14 protein-coding genes and 1 riboswitch are annotated in these 14,965 nt (G+C 72.4%); of the genes, 11 read left to right on the top strand and 3 right to left on the bottom strand.

Annotated elements, in window-relative coordinates:
• Positions 1-38 precede the first annotated feature (38 nt).
• Positions 39-851 carry an SDR family oxidoreductase gene (locus IF20_RS27695; protein WP_052868087.1) on the bottom strand — a complete coding sequence of 271 codons (813 nt, stop codon included), beginning with the start codon at positions 849-851 and terminating at the stop codon, positions 39-41.
• A gap of 200 nt (positions 852-1,051) precedes the next feature.
• A riboswitch (FMN riboswitch) is annotated at positions 1,052-1,182 on the top strand.
• Positions 1,183-1,364: 182 nt separating this feature from the next.
• On the opposite strand from IF20_RS27695, the gene ribD reads away from it, so the two are divergent.
• The 10 genes from ribD (at position 1,365) to IF20_RS27645 (ending at position 10,067) form a co-directional block, all read left to right on the top strand.
• Positions 1,365-2,441, top strand: a complete 1,077-nt coding sequence (ribD, locus tag IF20_RS27690; protein WP_052868230.1) for a bifunctional diaminohydroxyphosphoribosylaminopyrimidine deaminase/5-amino-6-(5-phosphoribosylamino)uracil reductase RibD — start codon at positions 1,365-1,367, stop codon at positions 2,439-2,441.
• A gap of 1 nt (position 2,442) precedes the next feature.
• Positions 2,443-3,060 carry a riboflavin synthase gene (locus tag IF20_RS27685; RefSeq protein ID WP_052868086.1) on the top strand — a complete coding sequence of 206 codons (618 nt, stop codon included), beginning with the start codon at positions 2,443-2,445 and terminating at the stop codon, positions 3,058-3,060.
• The gene (locus IF20_RS27680; RefSeq protein WP_052868085.1) at positions 3,057-3,710 is read left to right on the top strand and encodes a nicotinamide mononucleotide transporter family protein; all 654 of its coding nucleotides are present in this window, start codon (positions 3,057-3,059) and stop codon (positions 3,708-3,710) included. Before IF20_RS27685 ends, IF20_RS27680 begins: the two co-directional genes overlap by 4 nt.
• On the top strand, positions 3,707-4,999 hold the full coding sequence (locus IF20_RS27675; RefSeq protein ID WP_052868084.1) for a bifunctional 3,4-dihydroxy-2-butanone-4-phosphate synthase/GTP cyclohydrolase II: 1,293 nt from the start codon (positions 3,707-3,709) through the stop codon (positions 4,997-4,999). Before IF20_RS27680 ends, IF20_RS27675 begins: the two co-directional genes overlap by 4 nt.
• 71 nt (positions 5,000-5,070) lie before the next feature.
• Positions 5,071-5,556, top strand: a complete 486-nt coding sequence (gene ribH, locus IF20_RS27670; RefSeq protein ID WP_052868083.1) for a 6,7-dimethyl-8-ribityllumazine synthase — start codon at positions 5,071-5,073, stop codon at positions 5,554-5,556.
• A gap of 34 nt (positions 5,557-5,590) precedes the next feature.
• On the top strand, positions 5,591-5,863 hold the full coding sequence (locus IF20_RS27665; RefSeq protein WP_030251465.1) for a phosphoribosyl-ATP diphosphatase: 273 nt from the start codon (positions 5,591-5,593) through the stop codon (positions 5,861-5,863).
• Positions 5,864-5,933: 70 nt separating this feature from the next.
• On the top strand, positions 5,934-6,782 hold the full coding sequence (gene hisG / locus IF20_RS27660) for an ATP phosphoribosyltransferase (RefSeq protein ID WP_030610537.1): 849 nt from the start codon (positions 5,934-5,936) through the stop codon (positions 6,780-6,782).
• Positions 6,783-6,854: 72 nt separating this feature from the next.
• Positions 6,855-7,304: a PH domain-containing protein gene (locus tag IF20_RS27655; RefSeq protein WP_052868082.1), complete on the top strand. Its 450-nt coding sequence runs from the start codon at positions 6,855-6,857 to the stop codon at positions 7,302-7,304.
• A gap of 259 nt (positions 7,305-7,563) precedes the next feature.
• Positions 7,564-8,919: a hemolysin family protein gene (locus IF20_RS27650; protein WP_052868081.1), complete on the top strand. Its 1,356-nt coding sequence runs from the start codon at positions 7,564-7,566 to the stop codon at positions 8,917-8,919.
• Entirely contained in the window at positions 8,916-10,067 is a 1,152-nt protein-coding gene (locus IF20_RS27645; RefSeq protein WP_052868080.1) for a hemolysin family protein, read from the top strand. The genes IF20_RS27650 and IF20_RS27645 overlap by 4 nt, the downstream gene beginning before the upstream one ends.
• A gap of 222 nt (positions 10,068-10,289) precedes the next feature.
• Here the strand turns inward: IF20_RS27645 and IF20_RS27640 are convergent, their stop codons facing one another.
• Together IF20_RS27640 and IF20_RS27635 are read right to left on the bottom strand one after the other, a co-directional pair.
• The gene (locus tag IF20_RS27640) at positions 10,290-12,173 is read right to left on the bottom strand and encodes an AAA family ATPase (RefSeq protein WP_052868079.1); all 1,884 of its coding nucleotides are present in this window, start codon (positions 12,171-12,173) and stop codon (positions 10,290-10,292) included.
• Between the two features lie 488 nt (positions 12,174-12,661).
• A complete protein-coding gene (locus tag IF20_RS27635; RefSeq protein ID WP_052868229.1) occupies positions 12,662-13,345 on the bottom strand; it encodes a uridine kinase family protein in 684 nt (227 codons plus the stop codon).
• Positions 13,346-13,490: 145 nt separating this feature from the next.
• On the opposite strand from IF20_RS27635, the gene IF20_RS27630 reads away from it, so the two are divergent.
• Positions 13,491-14,870 carry a peptidase C39 family protein gene (locus IF20_RS27630; protein WP_110944608.1) on the top strand — a complete coding sequence of 460 codons (1,380 nt, stop codon included), beginning with the start codon at positions 13,491-13,493 and terminating at the stop codon, positions 14,868-14,870.
• Positions 14,871-14,965: the final 95 nt, after the last annotated feature.

The raw sequence follows: 14,965 nt of genomic DNA, 5'->3' as shown, positions 1-14,965 counted from the left end.
GCAGGTCACCTCGTGCGGAGTGCGGGTGTGTCAGGTGCTCAGCCGTCCGTCGCTTCGTCGGTTCCCACCACCCGCAGTCCCGGTATGTGCCCGCCGCGCTCGGCCAGGAAGTCCGCGTAGCGGAGCTTGCCGACCGCATGGTCGGGGGTCAGGTTCCCGCCCGCCCGCAGCGCCCGGTAGGTCGCGCCCGGCAGCAGCACCGGTAGCGCCAGGCGGCGGCGCCCGCCCGCGCGCAGCGTGAGAGCGACCAGGTCACGGGCGGCGAGCACCTCGGGGCCGCCCATTTCCGGGACGTGCCCGGCCGGCTCCCCGTACGCCAGCTCCACCAGCCGCGCGCCCACCTCGCGGACGTCGACGGGCTGCACGCGTACGCCCGCCGGGGCCGGCAGCACCGGCGACCGCGCACCGGCCTTCACCAGCCGCAGCACCAGATCGTGGAACTGCGTCGTGCGCAGCACCGTCCACGGCACGTCCGACTCCGCCAGGAGTCGCTCCACCTCGCGCTTGGTGCGGTAGTAGCGCAACGGCACCCGGTCCACGCCGACGATGGAGATATACACCAGATGCCGTACGCCCGCCGTCCGGGCCGCGTCCACCAATTGTCCTGCCGCGGCCAGGTCGCCCCCGGTCGGCGAGGAGGCGCAGTGCACGATCACCTCGACGCCGGCCGTCGCGTTCGCGAGCCCCACACCATTGCGCAGGTCGACCGCGTACGCGCGCAGCCTGGGGTGTTCCGTCCGGGTGTGCGGCCGGCGGCTGAGCACCCGGACGGTGTGCCCGTCGGCCAGCAGCCGGTCCACCACGACCCGCCCCAAGGTCCCCGTGCCGCCGGTCACCAGAAACGTCGTCATCGCCCGCTCCTCCCGGAGACTGTCCTGTCATTCGACCGCGCCGGGGCGCGGTCCGTCACCGTAAGAACTCCCCGGGAACGCGCGGGAAACTCCCGGGGCCGGTGCGTACCCGCACCGCTACCCGGTGTGAGTCAGCCCACAGGGACGCCCCTTCATGGCCGACGATCAGACGTGGCAGACTGGAGGGGTACTGACATACGCAGCGCACTCCGGGGTCGGTGAAAGTCCGAACCGGCGGTTACAGTCCGCGACCCGTCCGCAGCCAGCGGCCGGTTGAGCAGGTGAAATTCCTGCACCGACGGTTAAAGTCCGGATGGGAGGCAGTGCGCGGCGGTCGAGCAACACCGGTACACCGCCGCCGGCGGTCCCGTCCACGAAAGTCGGGATCACCCGCCCGGCCTCGGTGATCGTGCTGTTCCGTACCGCTCCTGTCGCTCGCGACAGCCCCGGAGTCCGTGCCCGAAGAGGCAGGAGGACCCGGTGGCCGCCACAGCCCCCGCTGAGACCACGGCGATGCGCCGGGCCATCGAGCTCGCGGCGCGCGGCCTCGGGCACACCAGCCCCAACCCCGTCGTCGGCTGCGTGATCCTCGACGCGCACGGCGTCGTCGCCGGTGAAGGCTGGCACCGGAAGGCGGGCGGCCCGCACGCCGAGATCCACGCCCTGCGGGCGGCCGGCGAGCGTGCCCGCGGCGGTACGGCCCTGGTCACCCTGGAGCCCTGCAACCACACCGGCCGTACCGGTCCCTGCGCCCAGGCCCTCATCGACGCCGGCGTCGCCCGGGTCGTCTACGCCGTACCGGACCCCAACCCCGCCGCGACCGGCGGCGCCACCACCCTGCGGGCGGCCGGCGTCGACGTCGAGGGCGGGCTGCTGGTCGACGAGGCCGCCGCCGGGAACGAGGCCTGGCTGACCTCCGTACTGCGCCGCCGCCCCTTCGTGCTGTGGAAGTACGCCGCCACCCTGGACGGCCGCAGCGCCGCCGCCGACGGCACCAGCCGATGGATCACCTCCCCGCAGTCCCGCGCCGACGTGCACCGGCTGCGCGCCGAGGCCGACGCGGTGATCATCGGCTCCGGCACCGCCCGCGCCGACGACCCCCAGCTCGCCGCCCGGCTGCTGGACGCCGAGGTCACCCAGCCGCTGCGGGTGGTCGTCGACTCCTCGGCGACGGCCGTGAAGCCCGGCGCCCGGGTCCTGGACGGTACGGCCCCGACCCTGATCGCGGTCGCCGAGGACGCCGACGCCACCCACCTCGAAGCGCTCGCGACGGTCGTCCGGCTGCCGCGTGCCGCCGGGGGGCGGGGCCTGGACGTCACCGCCCTGCTCGGCGCGCTCTACGACCGCGGCGTGCGCTCCGTCCTCCTGGAGGGCGGACCGACCCTCGCCGGGTCCTTCCTCGCCGCCCGCGCCGTCGACAAGGTCGTCGGCTATCTCGCCCCCGCACTGCTCGGCGCCGGCCCGGCCGCGCTGGGCGACGCCGGAATCTCCACCATCGCCCGGGCGTTGCGCCTCGACGTGACCGACACCGAACGGCTCGGTCCCGACCTGCGCATCACCGCCACCCCCGCCCTCCACGAGGAGAACTGAAGTGTTCACCGGAATCGTCGAAGAACTGGGTGAGGTCGTCGCCGTCGAGGAGCTGACCGACGCCTCCCGCTTCCGGCTGCGCGGCCCCGTCGTCACGGAGGGCGCCAAGCACGGCGATTCCATCGCCGTCAACGGCGTCTGTCTGACCGTCGTGGAGACCGAGCACGGTGAATTCACCGCCGACGTGATGGCCGAGACGCTGAAGCGGTCCAGCCTGGGCGCGCTGGAGAAGGGCTCCCGGGTCAACCTGGAGCGTCCGATGGCGCTCGGCGGGCGGCTCGGCGGCCACCTCGTCCAGGGGCACGTGGACGGTACGGGCACCATCGCCGAGCGCACCCCCGGCGAGCACTGGGAGATCGTGAAGATCGCCCTGCCGGACGGGCTGGCCCGGTACGTCGTCGAGAAGGGCTCCATCACCGTCGACGGCGTCAGCCTCACGGTCGTCGAGGCCGGGGACGACTACTTCACCATCAGCCTCATCCCCACCACCCTCGACCTCACCACCCTCGGCATCAAGAAGATCGGCGACCCGGTCAACCTGGAGGTCGACGTCCTCGCCAAGTACGTCGAGCGGCTGCTCGGCAAGGCCGGCAAGGACAGCGACGGAGGCGCGCGATGACCGCACTGAACTGGCTGAACGGCGAGGCGTTCGCCGCCTTCGGCCAGCACGTCATCTGGTCCGACATGATCGGCAACACCGTCGGCCTGATCGCCCTGGCGCTCGGCTGGCGGCGCTCCATATGGACCTGGCCCGCGCAGTTCCTCTCCGGCGTCATCCTCGTCGCCGCCTACGCCTCCGCGCAGCTCAGCGGCGGGGTCGGCAAGCAGCTGCTGGTCATCGGCGTCGCCCTGTGGGGCTGGCGGCAGTGGCAGCGCGGCCGGCAGCAGGCCCAGGACGGCACCATCGCCGTCCGCTTCGCCACCTGGCGCGAGCGCTCCACCCTCCTCGCCGGCACCGCCGTCGGCACCCTCGCCGTCGGCTTCCTCTTCACCCAAGTACCGCAGCTGAGCTGGAACCCCTGGCCGGACGCCTACATCTTCGTCGGCACGCTCGCCGCGATGGTGGCCCAGGCCCGCGGCCTCGTGGAGTTCTGGTTCGCCTGGCTGCTGGTCGACGTGGTCGGCGTCCCGCTGGCCTTCAGCAGCGGCCTGGCCTTCTCCGGCCTGGTCTACGTCGTCTACCTCGGTCTCGTCCTGTGGGGCCTGCGCGACTGGTGGCTGCGCTCCCGCACGAGCCCGCAGCCCGTCCTGGAAGGAGCGGCGGCATGACCGCACAGCAGAACTGGTACGAAGGCCCCGACGCGACCGACCTCACCCTCGACCCCGTCGAGCGCGCCATCGCCGACATCGCGGCCGGCCGCCCCGTCGTGGTCGTCGACGACGAGAACCGCGAGAACGAGGGCGACCTGGTCATGGCCGCCGAAATGGCCACGCCCGAGATCGTCGCCTTCATGATGAGCGAGTGCCGCGGCCTGATCTGCGCCCCCATGGAGGGCCCGGAGCTGGACCGGCTGGAGCTCCCGCAGATGGTCCAGCACAACACCGAGTCCATGCAGACGGCCTTCACCGTCTCCGTGGACGCCACCGGCGAGCACGGCGTGACCACCGGCATCTCCGCCGCCGACCGCGCCATGACGCTGCGCCTGCTGGCCTCCGGTGAGTCCGCGCCCGGCGACTTCGTGCGCCCCGGCCACATCTTCCCGCTGCGCGCCAAGCCCGGCGGCGTCCTCGTACGCAACGGCCACACCGAGGCCGGCGTGGACCTCGCCCGGCTCGCCGGGCTGCGCCCCGCCGCCGCCATCGTGGAGATCGCGGGCGAGGACGGCACCATGCTGCGGTTGCCCGAGCTGATCCCGTTCGCCCGCAAGCACGGTCTTGCGATCATCTCCATCGAGGACCTCATCGCGTACCGGCGCAGCTCCGAGCCCACCGTCCGCCGCGAGGCCACGACGAGACTGCCCACCGCCTTCGGCGACTTCACCGCGCACGGCTACCGCTCCATCGTCGACGGCGTCGAGCACGTCGCGCTGGTCGCCGGCGACCTCGACGACGGCGAGGACGTCCTGGTCCGGGTCCACTCCGAGTGCCTGACCGGCGACATCTTCCACTCGCTGCGCTGCGACTGCGGCCCGCAGCTCCAGGAGTCGCTGCGCCGCATCAGCGAGGCGGGGCGCGGCGTGGTCATCTACCTACGCGGCCACGAGGGACGCGGCATCGGACTGCTGTCCAAGCTGCGCGCCTACGAGCTCCAGGAGCGTGGCCGGGACACCCTGGACGCCAACCTGGAGCTGGGCCTGCCCGCCGACGCGCGGGACTACGCGGCCGGCGCCCAGATCCTCACCGACCTGGGCGTGCGCTCGCTGCGCCTGATGACGAACAACCCCGAGAAGACCGCGGCCCTGGCCGGGTACGGCCTGCACATCACCGGCCGCGAGCCGATGCCGGTCCAGGCCGGCGAGCACAACCTGCGGTACCTGCGCACCAAGCGGGACCGGATGGGGCACGACCTGCCGTGGCTGGACCCGGCGGACCGCGCCTCGGCCTGCGGCAGCCAGTAGGCCACGGCAGCCGGCAAGACACGTACGTACACACCCACCCCCGATTTCGCACCATCAGCACGAGGAGCAACGTGAGCGGCAAGGGCGCACCCGAACTGTCCGTGAAGAACTGTGGCGACCTGCGGGTGGCCGTCATCGCGGCCCAGTGGCACACCCAGGTCATGGACGGTCTGGTGAACGGCGCGCTGCGCGCCCTCTCCGAGCTGGGCATCGACGAGCCGACCCTGCTCCGCGTGCCGGGCAGCTTCGAGCTGCCGGTGGTCGCCAAGGTTCTCGCCGGCCGCGGCTACGACGCGGTCGTCGCGCTCGGCGTGGTCATCCGCGGCGGCACCCCGCACTTCGAGTACGTCTGCCAGGGCGTCACCCAGGGCCTGACCCAGGTCTCGATCGATACCGGCGTGCCCATCGGCTTCGGCGTGCTGACCTGTGACGACGAGCAGCAGGCGCTGGACCGCGCGGGCCTCGAAGGCTCCCGCGAGGACAAGGGCCACGAGGCGGTCACCGCGGCCGTCGCCACGGCCGCCACGCTCCGTTCAGTATCCGAACCCTGGCGTTAGTCCGGGGCGGGCGACCGCTAGGGTAGGTACCACCATGTCCAAGAAGACGTTCGAGGAGCTCTTCGCCGAGCTCCAGCAGAAGGCCGCCACCGGCGACCCCGCCACTTCCCGCACCGCCGAGCTGGTCCAGTCCGGCGTCCATGCGATCGGCAAGAAGGTCGTCGAAGAGGCCGCCGAGGTGTGGATGGCGGCGGAGTACGAGTCCCACGACGCCGCCGCCGAGGAGATCTCCCAGCTCCTCTACCACCTTCAGGTGATGATGGTCGCCAAGGGCATCAGCCTGGACGATGTCTACGCCCACCTCTGAGCCTTCTCGCACCGCTCCCGTTCCACCCGGTCACACCGAACACCCACCTCCCCCGAAGGAAGATTCCCTCATGCTGCGCATCGCCGTCCCGAACAAGGGTTCACTGTCCGAGCCTGCGTCGGCGATGCTCCATGAGGCCGGCTACCGCCAGCGCAAGGACCGCAGGGAGCTGGTCCTGGTCGACGCCGAGAACGAGGTCGAGTTCTTCTTCCTGCGCCCCCGCGACATCGCGGTCTACGTCGGCTCCGGCAAGCTGGACATCGGCATCACCGGGCGTGACCTGCTGCTGGACTCCGGGGCCAAGGCCGAGGAGATCATGCAGCTCGGCTTCGCCGGCTCGACCTTCCGGTACGCCACCACGCCCGGCACCGCCAAGGACGTCAGCGAGTTCGGCGGCATGACCGTCGCCACGTCCTTCTCCGGCCTGGTCACCCAGCACCTCGCCGACAACGGCGTGGACGCCTCCGTCGTGCACCTGGACGGCGCGGTGGAGACCGCCATCCAGCTCGGCGTCGCCGAGATCATCGCGGACGTCGTGGAGACCGGCACCACGCTGCGCAACGCCGGCCTGGAGATCATCGGCGAGCCGATCCTCAAGTCCGAGGCCGTCGTCATCCGCGGCAAGGGCGCGCCCGTCGACGACCCGAAGGTGCAGCAGTTCCTCCGCCGCATGCAGGGCGTCCTGGTGGCCCGCCGCTACGTGATGATGGACTACGACATCCGCGTCGAGCACGTGGAGAAGGCCGTGGCCCTCACCCCGGGCCTGGAGTCGCCGACCGTCTCCCCGCTGCACCACGAGGGCTGGGTCGCGGTCCGCTCGATGGTCCCCTCCAAGGACGCCCAGCGCATCATGGACGAGCTCTACGCCCTCGGCGCCCGCGCGATCCTGACCACCGGCATCCACGCCTGCCGCCTCTGACCCCTTACGGCCGGGCCGTACGTACCTTTACGTACGGCCCGCGCCGCCACCCCCGCCACGGAAGACGACGACGTGTCCGCGTCCCTGCCCGACCTGCCGGTGACCTTCCGGCCCGCCCGCACCCGTGCCGTCCTGTACGTCGTCGGCATCGCCCAGCTGGTGGCCCTGACGGTCATCGCGTTCCTGCTGCCGGCCCTCAGCGGCGGCGAGCGGATCAGCTTCGTGTTCACCGGCCTGATCGTGCTGGCCGTGCTGCTGCTGCTCGCCCGGCCCAAGGTCGTCGCCACCGAGCACGGGATCACCGTCGTCAACCTCACGACCAAGCGGACGCTGGCCTGGGCCGAGGTCCTGCGGGTGAATCTGCGGGTCGGCGACGCCTGGGTCCATCTCGACCTCGCCGACGGCACGAGCCTGCCGGCGATGGGCATCCAGCCCGGCATCGCCAAGCAGCAGGCCGTTCAGGACGCCCGTACGCTGCGCGCTCTCGCCGAGGCGCACGGCAGCGGCGACCACGCCGGCTGACCGGTTCCGCCGCCCCGTACGTATCCGGACGGACCGGATCTGCGGCATACCGCACGCCCGTCCGCTCTCCCCTTGCCGCGCCCGGCCTGTTTACTCTGTAGCCGGGGCCGTGCCGCGGCCCCGCCCCCCACGCGGGGACCCTGCGACCCGAGGAGTGACTCCTTCCAGCAATGGACGGATCGTCCTGTAGTACCTGCGCCGCCCCTCCCGGACAGCGCCCGCGCACCGCGGCTGTCCTGCGTACCACGGAGGCGGCGGCATGACAGTCCCCCTGCTGTTGCTCGCCGCGGCCTTCGTGCTGATCCTGGCGAACGGCTTCTTCGTGGCCGCCGAGTTCGGCCTCGTCACCGTGGAGAAGGCGGCGGCCGAACGGGCCGCCGAGGCCGGTGACCGCCGCGCCCGTACGGTCGTCACCGCGCTGAGCGAGCTCTCCTTCCAGCTCTCCGGAACCCAGTTGGGCATCACCATCACCTCGCTGGTGGTCGGCATGCTCGCCGAGCCCGCGCTGGCCGACCTGCTCGGCGGGCCGCTCGCCGCGATCGGGCTGCCCGCCGGCGCGGTGCCCGGCATCGCCGTCGTCATCGGCATGCTGCTGGCCTCCGCCGTCCAGATGGTGATCGGCGAACTGGTCCCGAAGAACTGGGCGGTCTCCAAGCCGCTCACCGTCGCGCGCTTCGTCGCCGGGCCGCAGAACGCCTTCTCGCGGTTCTTCCGCCCGGTCATCGCGCTGCTCAACACCGTGGCCAACCGCCTCGTGCGGGCCCTCGGCGTCGAGCCCACCGACGAGCTGGCCTCGGCCCGCACCCCCGGCGAACTGGTCTCGCTGGCCCGGCACTCCGCACAGGCCGGCGCCATCGAGCAGGACACCGCCGACCTCTTCGTACGGACCCTCTCGCTCGGCGAGCTGACCGCGGAGAACGTGATGACCCCGCGGGTACGGGTCTCCGCGCTGCAGTCCTCCGCGACCGCCGAGGACGTCCTGAACCTCACCCGCGCCACCGGCCTGTCCCGCTTCCCCGTCTACCACACGCGGATCGACGAGATCGTCGGCATGGTGCACCTCAAGGACGCGCTCGCCGTGCCCGCCGAGGAGCGGCTGCGCACCCCCGTCGGCCGGATGACGGTCGCCCCGCTGCTGGTCCCGGAGAGCCTGCCGGTGCAGCCGCTGCTGGAGCGGCTGCGCAGCGAACAGCCCATCGCCGTGGTCGTCGACGAGTACGGCGGCACCGCCGGCGTGGTGACCCTGGAGGACATCATCGAAGAGCTGGTCGGCGAGGTCCGCGACGAGCACGACCGCGCGGACCTGCCGGAACTGGTGCTCGCGCCCGCCGAGGACGGCCACTCCGCCTGGGACGCCGACGGCGGCTGCCGCGTCGACACCCTCCGCAGGATAGGGCTGACCGCGCCGGACGGCCCGTACGAGACGGTGGCCGGACTGGTCGCCCACATTCTCGGCCGGATCCCCGCGCCCGGGGACACCGCCGAACTGGACGGCTGGCGGCTGCGGGTCCGGCTGGTCGCGCACCACCGTGCCGACCGGGTGCGCCTGATACGGACGGGGCCGGCGCAGCCCGCTGTCGCCGCGCAGGCCGGCGAGCGGGCAGGTGTCCGATGAGCGCACTGCAGCTGTTCTTCGCCGCCCTCCTCGTCCTCGTCAACGGCTTCTTCGTCGGCGCGGAGTTCGCGCTGGTCTCCGTACGCCGCAGCCAGATCGAGCCGCTCGCCTCCGAGGGATCCAAGCGCGCGAAGCGGGTGCTGTACGGCCTGGAGAACCTGCCGCAGATGATGGCCGCCGCGCAGTTCGGCATCACCGTCTGCTCGCTGACGCTGGGCGCGGTCGCCGAGCCGACCGTGGCCCGGCTGCTGGAGCCGCTCTTCCACGCCGTACACCTCCCCGAGGCACTGATCCACCCGCTCGGCTACGCCCTCGCCCTCGCCCTGGTGGTCTTCCTCCACCTGGTCATCGGCGAGATGGTGCCGAAGAACCTGGCGATGGCCGCGCCGGAGAAGGCCGCCCTCTGGTTCAGCCCGGGCCTGGTCGTCTTCGCCCGGCTGTGCCGCCCGGTCACCGCCCTGCTGGGCGCGTGCGCCCGCGGCGTCCTGCGGCTCTTCCGAGTCGAGCCCAAGGACGAGGTCGAGGCGGTGTTCACCACCGAGCAGCTCACCCACCTCGTGGCCGACGCGGGACAGGCCGGGCTGCTGGACCCGGGGGAGCAGGAGCGCCTCTCCGACGCCCTGGAACTGGGCCGCCGCCCGGTCACCGAGGTGCTGATCGACCGTGCGTCCCTGGTCACCGTCGACCCGTCCGTCACGCCGCGGCAGGTCGAGGAGCTGACCGTGAAGACCGGCTTCTCGCGCTTCCCGGTGTGCGCGCCGGGCGGCGCCTACATGGGCTACCTGCACGTCAAGGACGTACTGGACCTGGAGGAGCGGGACCGGGCCGTGCCGCAGCACATCTGGCACCCGATGACCACGCTGCGCGCCGAACTCCCGCTGGACGACGCGCTGACGGCGATGCGCCGGGCCGCCTCGCACCTCGCGGCGGTCTCCGACGGCGCGGGCCGGGCGCTCGGCCTGGTCGCGCTGGAGGACGTACTGGAGAAGCTGGTCGGCGAGATGCGCGACCCGGCCCACCGCGACCCGGCCCACCGCGACCCGGCCCACCGCGAAGCGGCGGAGCCGGTCCGGATCGCCGAACCGCGCGGCGCCGGCGATGCCCGGCCCCGGGAAGTGCAGCCAGGGGAGCGGGCGATGGCGGGCTGACCACGGGCTACGGGGCCGGCCCGGTGCGCACCGCCGGGCCGGCCCCGGTCACGGCTTCGGCACGGGCGTCGGCTCCGGTCTCGGCCTCGACCCCGGCGTCGGCTCCGGTCTCGGACCGCGCTCAGGTCACGGCCTCGGCTCCGGCGTCGGCTCCGGTCTCGGACCGCGCTCAGGTCACGGCCTCGGCTCCGGCGTCGGCTCCGGTCTCGGAGCAGGCTCAGGTCACGGCCCCGGGTCCGGCGTCGGCCCCCGCCCCGACAGCACCTCGCCGTACGCCTGCATCAGGTCCGGCAGCCGCAGCGTGGCCAGGTCCTCGCGGGACGGCGTGCCCGACCACGTCGACAGCCGCAGGTCCCGGTAGGCGCAGCTCTTCTCGTACAGCGTGCGCAGGAAGCGGCCGTTGCCCAGCTCGTCGATCCAGCCCTGGTCGACGACGTGCCCGGCGATGCTGCGCAGCTCGTCCAGCGACTCCTCATCCCAGCGGTCGCCGTTGTCCGCGGCCAGCACCTCGCCGATGGCCGTCAGCTCCAGCGGCCGGTAGCTGGGGAAGTCCACCCTGGTGGTGAAGCGCGAGGAGAGGCCGGGGTTCGCGGCCAGCAGCCGGTCCATGCCCTCCGGATAGCCGGCGAGGATCACCACCAGCCGGTCGCGGTTGTCCTCGGCGCGCTTCAGCAGCACCTGCAGGGCCTCGTCGCCGTACGCGTCGCCCTTGGTGTAGCCGGAGTTGGAGAGGGAGTACGCCTCGTCGACGAAGAGCACGCCGCCCAGCGCCGAGTCGATCAGTTCGTTCGCCTTCACCGCCGTCTGGCCGAGGAACTCGCCCACCAGATCGGCGCGTTGGGCCTCCACGAGATGGTCGCCGCCGAGCAGCCCCAGCGCGTAGAAGACCCGCCCGAGTATCCGGGCCACGGTCGTCTTGCCGGTCCCGGACGGGCCCGAGAAGACGAAGTGCCGCTTGGGCGGCTGGACGGGCAGCCCCTGGCCGGCCCGCAGCCGCGCCATCCGCAGCTGCGCCGACAGCGCCCGCACCTGCCGCTTCACCGGCTCCAGGCCGACCATCCGCTCCAGCTCCTGGAGCGCCTGCTCCAGCAGGACGGGATCGGCGGGCCCGGCCGGCAGCTGATCGGAGCCGCGCTGCTCCGGCACGCTCTTGAAGCGGGCCGGTCCGGCGCCGGCGGCCGGCGTGCCGAGCAGGTCACCGTCGTCCGGCCCGTCCGGATCGGCCGTCGTCAGCAGGTCCCGGCCGTCCATCGGGTCCAGCGGCGCCAGCGGATCGAGGTCCCCGGCGTTCTCCTGGCCCAGCCCGGCCGACACGGTGGCCAGGTCGGCGCCCTCCTCCAGCCCGTCGCACTCGGCGATGGCCGCGAGCCGGGCCGCGGTGTCCATGAAGGCCGGATCCACGCGGTGCACGGCGCGATACAGCGGGAGCGCCGCGGCGCTGCGCCCCGTGCCCTCGTGCGCCCGCGCCAGCCAGTACCGCAGCTCCTTGCGCTGCGGCTGCTCGCTGCGGCACCGCATCAGCGCGGCCGACAGCAGCGGCTCGGCCTGTCCGTACATCTCCAGCCGGACCCGGGCCATGCCGCCGAACAGCCCCGACTCGATGCCCAGCAGCGGGTCGTCGATCAGCGGCTCGGTGTGCCGTACGAGCTGCTCCCAGTCCTTGACCAGGTAGGCGCGGCAGGCGTGCAGGAAACGTACCTGCGGGTCGGTGTCGACCGGCGGGCAGCCGGCCAGCGCCTGGTCCAGCTCGGCGACGTGCCGGCCGTCGAGCCAGTGCGAGGCGTGCGCGAGCAGCAGGTCGCGGCCGGTCTCCAGCACCGGCTGCACCCACCAGCCCAGCCAGTACCAGGAGTTCAGGGTGCGGCGGTGGCGGGCGCGCTGCTCGCCGAAGCGGTCGCGGTGCCGGTACATGCGCAGCAGCGCCGTGGTGGTGTCCGCGCGCAGTGCGTGCAGCCCGAGCCAGGCGTCCGCCATCGTGGGGTCGATCCGCACCGCGGCCCGGAACTCCTCCTCGGCCTGCGCGTACGCGCCCATGGTGTACGCGTCCACCGCGCGCAGCCAGGCGAGTTCGGCCGGGGCCGCCGTGCCCTGCGCGCCACAATCCATCCTGTCCCCCACAAAAGATCCCCCACGCCCTGCCCGCCAGGTGGCTACCCGGCAGCGGCGTGATCGAAGCGGCGTGCTGTGGACGGGATCTGCACGCCGTCGCGCGCCCGTCGATTCGTGTCCGTATCAAATGGCCCGGGGCCAAGGTATGGCACGAACTGGCATCGTACCTGCGGTGCGGACCCCTGCCGTAGAGGGACGCAGCGGGGAAGCTGGGACTCGGCGGCGCGAAGGGGCCGGTGACCGAGGGTGAGGGGGAAGCGGCGCGAAGCGCGGGATTCGGGGGATGAGGACAGAACGAAGCCCCCGATCACGGGGGAACAACCGGGGGCTTCGCGTCTGCGGGCGGTCCGTCAGAACCGCACATTGAGAACGTAAGTCCTGTACGGCCCCCAGGTCAAGCCGAGTTGAGGCACTCGGCGGGAGCCTGTCGGCCCTCCTCCGTGTACCGGCCCCGACCCGTCACGGAGTGTGAAGGAATGGGGGAGTCAACGCGCGTCCACCGACCTCGCACGCCACTCGTATCTCACCTGTCCCTGTGTCACCAGTAGGTCGGCGTAGGGGCGGGAAGGATCGACCGCGAAGTGCGCGCGCTCCGCAGGAATCCAGCCATCCCAGAACGCTGCCTGCTGCGGCCCGTCCCGCCGCCGCCCCCGTGACCAGGCGGTATCTTCGGCCAGCTCCATCCACAGCAGACATGCCAGATGCGGGCGCAGTGCGCGGCGGCCGGCTCCCACGCCTTCCAGGAGCACGATCGGGGCAGGCGCCAGCGTGCGCTCCCGCGCGAAGCGCCGTTCCACCCAGTCGTACACGCCGTACCGCGCACTCCGCCCGGCGGAGAACGGTTCGATCACCTGTTCCCGCAACCGCCCGTCCCACGCGAACAGCTCCTCGTGCGTGGCCAGGTCATCGAGGTGAACGACGGGAACGGCGGTGGCGGGGCCGCCGCTCCTTGGGGAACCGGTCGCCGCCGCCTCCTCGGCCCTCACCCCCGCCCCCGTTCCGGCCGCCGCGGCCTCGCCGAGCGTCGCCGCCAGCCGCCCCGCGAACGTGCTCTTGCCCGACCCCGCATGCCCGTCCACGGCCACCAGCCGCACCGGACCGCACGACGGGGGCAGGGCGCGCAGACGCGCCGCGAGCGCGCCGAGACCGTGATCGACGGGGCTTTCCATCACGCCAGCGTACGACACTGGTCCACACCAATATTTCGTCCCGCGACGCGCGTCGAACCGCTGGCCGAACAGCGATCGTGCGGTGATAGTTGAGCCACGACTGCCGTGACGCTCATCCCGCACCCGACTGGGGGACCTGACGCCCATGACCAGATACGCTCCCCGCCGCACCGTGCTCGCCGCGGCCCTCGCCGTCGCCGCCGGAGCGGCGGCCCCGCTCCCCGCCTTCGCCGCCGGCCGCCCCGGGACGCCCGACCCGCAGGGCGCCGCGCACCCCGACGCCGGCCCGCTCGTGGACTACCACGGCTGGACCGGCGTGGCCGACTGGCTCGCGGGATCGGGACAGGGCACCCGCATCGAGCCCGGCGCTCGCCCCGGCGTGCAGATCGCGGTCCCGATCGGCACCATCGACTACCGCGACCCGCACCTGAACAAGACCTCCACCTGGGAGTACGCCACCTGGACGGCCCCGGTGCACGAGCTCCGGGTCCCCGCCACCGAGCTGATCGCGTCCTGGAACGCGCACACCCCCGCCGGCACCTGGATCGCCGTCGAGGTGCGCGGCACGTACTCCGACAAGACCCGCACCCCGTGGTACGTCATGGGCCGCTGGGCCGCGGGCGACCAGGACATCCGCCGTACGTCCGTGGACGGCCAGACCGACGACAAGAGCACGGTCTACACCGACACCCTCTCGGTGGACTCCCCGGCGAGCGGCCTCCGCCTGGTCTCGTACGAACTCCGCGTCACCCTCTACCGCAAGCCCGGTACCGACCTCACGCCCACGGTGTGGCGGGTGGGCGCCATGGGCTCCGACATCCCGGACCGCTACACCGTCCCGGCCTCCAAGCCGGGCATCGCCAGGGGCCGTGAACTCGCGGTGCCGTGCTACTCCCAGGAGATCCACAAGGGCCAGTACCCCGAGTACGACAACGGGGGAGAGGCATGGTGCAGCCCCACCTCCTCCCAGATGATCATCGAGTCCTGGGGCCGCCGGCCCAGCCCCGACGACCTCGCCTGGGTCAACCCCGACTACGCCGACCCGCAGGTCTGCCACGCCGCCCGCTACACCTTCGACTACCAGTACGAGGGCTGCGGCAACTGGCCCTTCAACGCCGCCTACGCCGCGACGTACCACGACCTCCAGGGCGTGGTGACCCGCCTGCGCTCCCTCACCGACATCGAGAAGCTCATCCACGTCGGCATCCCCGTCATCACCTCCCAGTCCTTCATCGCCTCGGAACTGGACGGCGCGGGCTACGGCACATCGGGCCACCTGATGACGGTCATCGGCTTCACCCAGTCCGGCGACATCATCGCCAACGACCCGAACTCCCCCACCAACGCCGCCGTCCGCCACGTCTACAACCGCCGCCAGTGGGAGAACATCTGGCTCCGCACCAAGCGCAAGGACGCCAGCGGCAAGGTCAAGTCCGGCACCGGCGGTGTCTGCTACCTCTACTTCCCGGCCAACCCCACGGGACCCCAGAAGCGTGCGCTGCGGGAGCTGGGGATCTGCGCGTAACCGCACCTGAACCCACTTCCAGCGGCAGGTGACAGCGGCCGACCGTGATCTTGATCGACCGGTGCCCGAGCCATCGGGGCGCCTCGTGAAGGGAC

The sequence above is a fragment of the Streptomyces niger genome, from assembly GCF_000718305.1.
Taxonomy (GTDB): Bacteria; Actinomycetota; Actinomycetes; order Streptomycetales; family Streptomycetaceae; genus Streptomyces; species Streptomyces niger.
This window is presented reverse-complemented; position numbering and strand designations above follow the sequence as displayed.

Coding starts and splice junctions, on each gene's coding strand:
- IF20_RS27645 (WP_052868080.1), top strand. CDS start 8,916: ATGAGCGCACTGCAGCTGTTCTTCGCCGCCCTCCTCGTCCTCGTCAAC.
- IF20_RS27640 (WP_052868079.1), bottom strand. CDS start 12,173: ATGGATTGTGGCGCGCAGGGCACGGCGGCCCCGGCCGAACTCGCCTGG.
- IF20_RS27680 (WP_052868085.1), top strand. CDS start 3,057: ATGACCGCACTGAACTGGCTGAACGGCGAGGCGTTCGCCGCCTTCGGC.
- IF20_RS27635 (WP_052868229.1), bottom strand. CDS start 13,345: ATGGAAAGCCCCGTCGATCACGGTCTCGGCGCGCTCGCGGCGCGTCTG.
- IF20_RS27675 (WP_052868084.1), top strand. CDS start 3,707: ATGACCGCACAGCAGAACTGGTACGAAGGCCCCGACGCGACCGACCTC.
- IF20_RS27630 (WP_110944608.1), top strand. CDS start 13,491: ATGACCAGATACGCTCCCCGCCGCACCGTGCTCGCCGCGGCCCTCGCC.
- ribD (WP_052868230.1), top strand. CDS start 1,365: ATGCGCCGGGCCATCGAGCTCGCGGCGCGCGGCCTCGGGCACACCAGC.
- IF20_RS27695 (WP_052868087.1), bottom strand. CDS start 851: ATGACGACGTTTCTGGTGACCGGCGGCACGGGGACCTTGGGGCGGGTC.
- IF20_RS27665 (WP_030251465.1), top strand. CDS start 5,591: ATGTCCAAGAAGACGTTCGAGGAGCTCTTCGCCGAGCTCCAGCAGAAG.
- IF20_RS27650 (WP_052868081.1), top strand. CDS start 7,564: ATGACAGTCCCCCTGCTGTTGCTCGCCGCGGCCTTCGTGCTGATCCTG.
- hisG (WP_030610537.1), top strand. CDS start 5,934: ATGCTGCGCATCGCCGTCCCGAACAAGGGTTCACTGTCCGAGCCTGCG.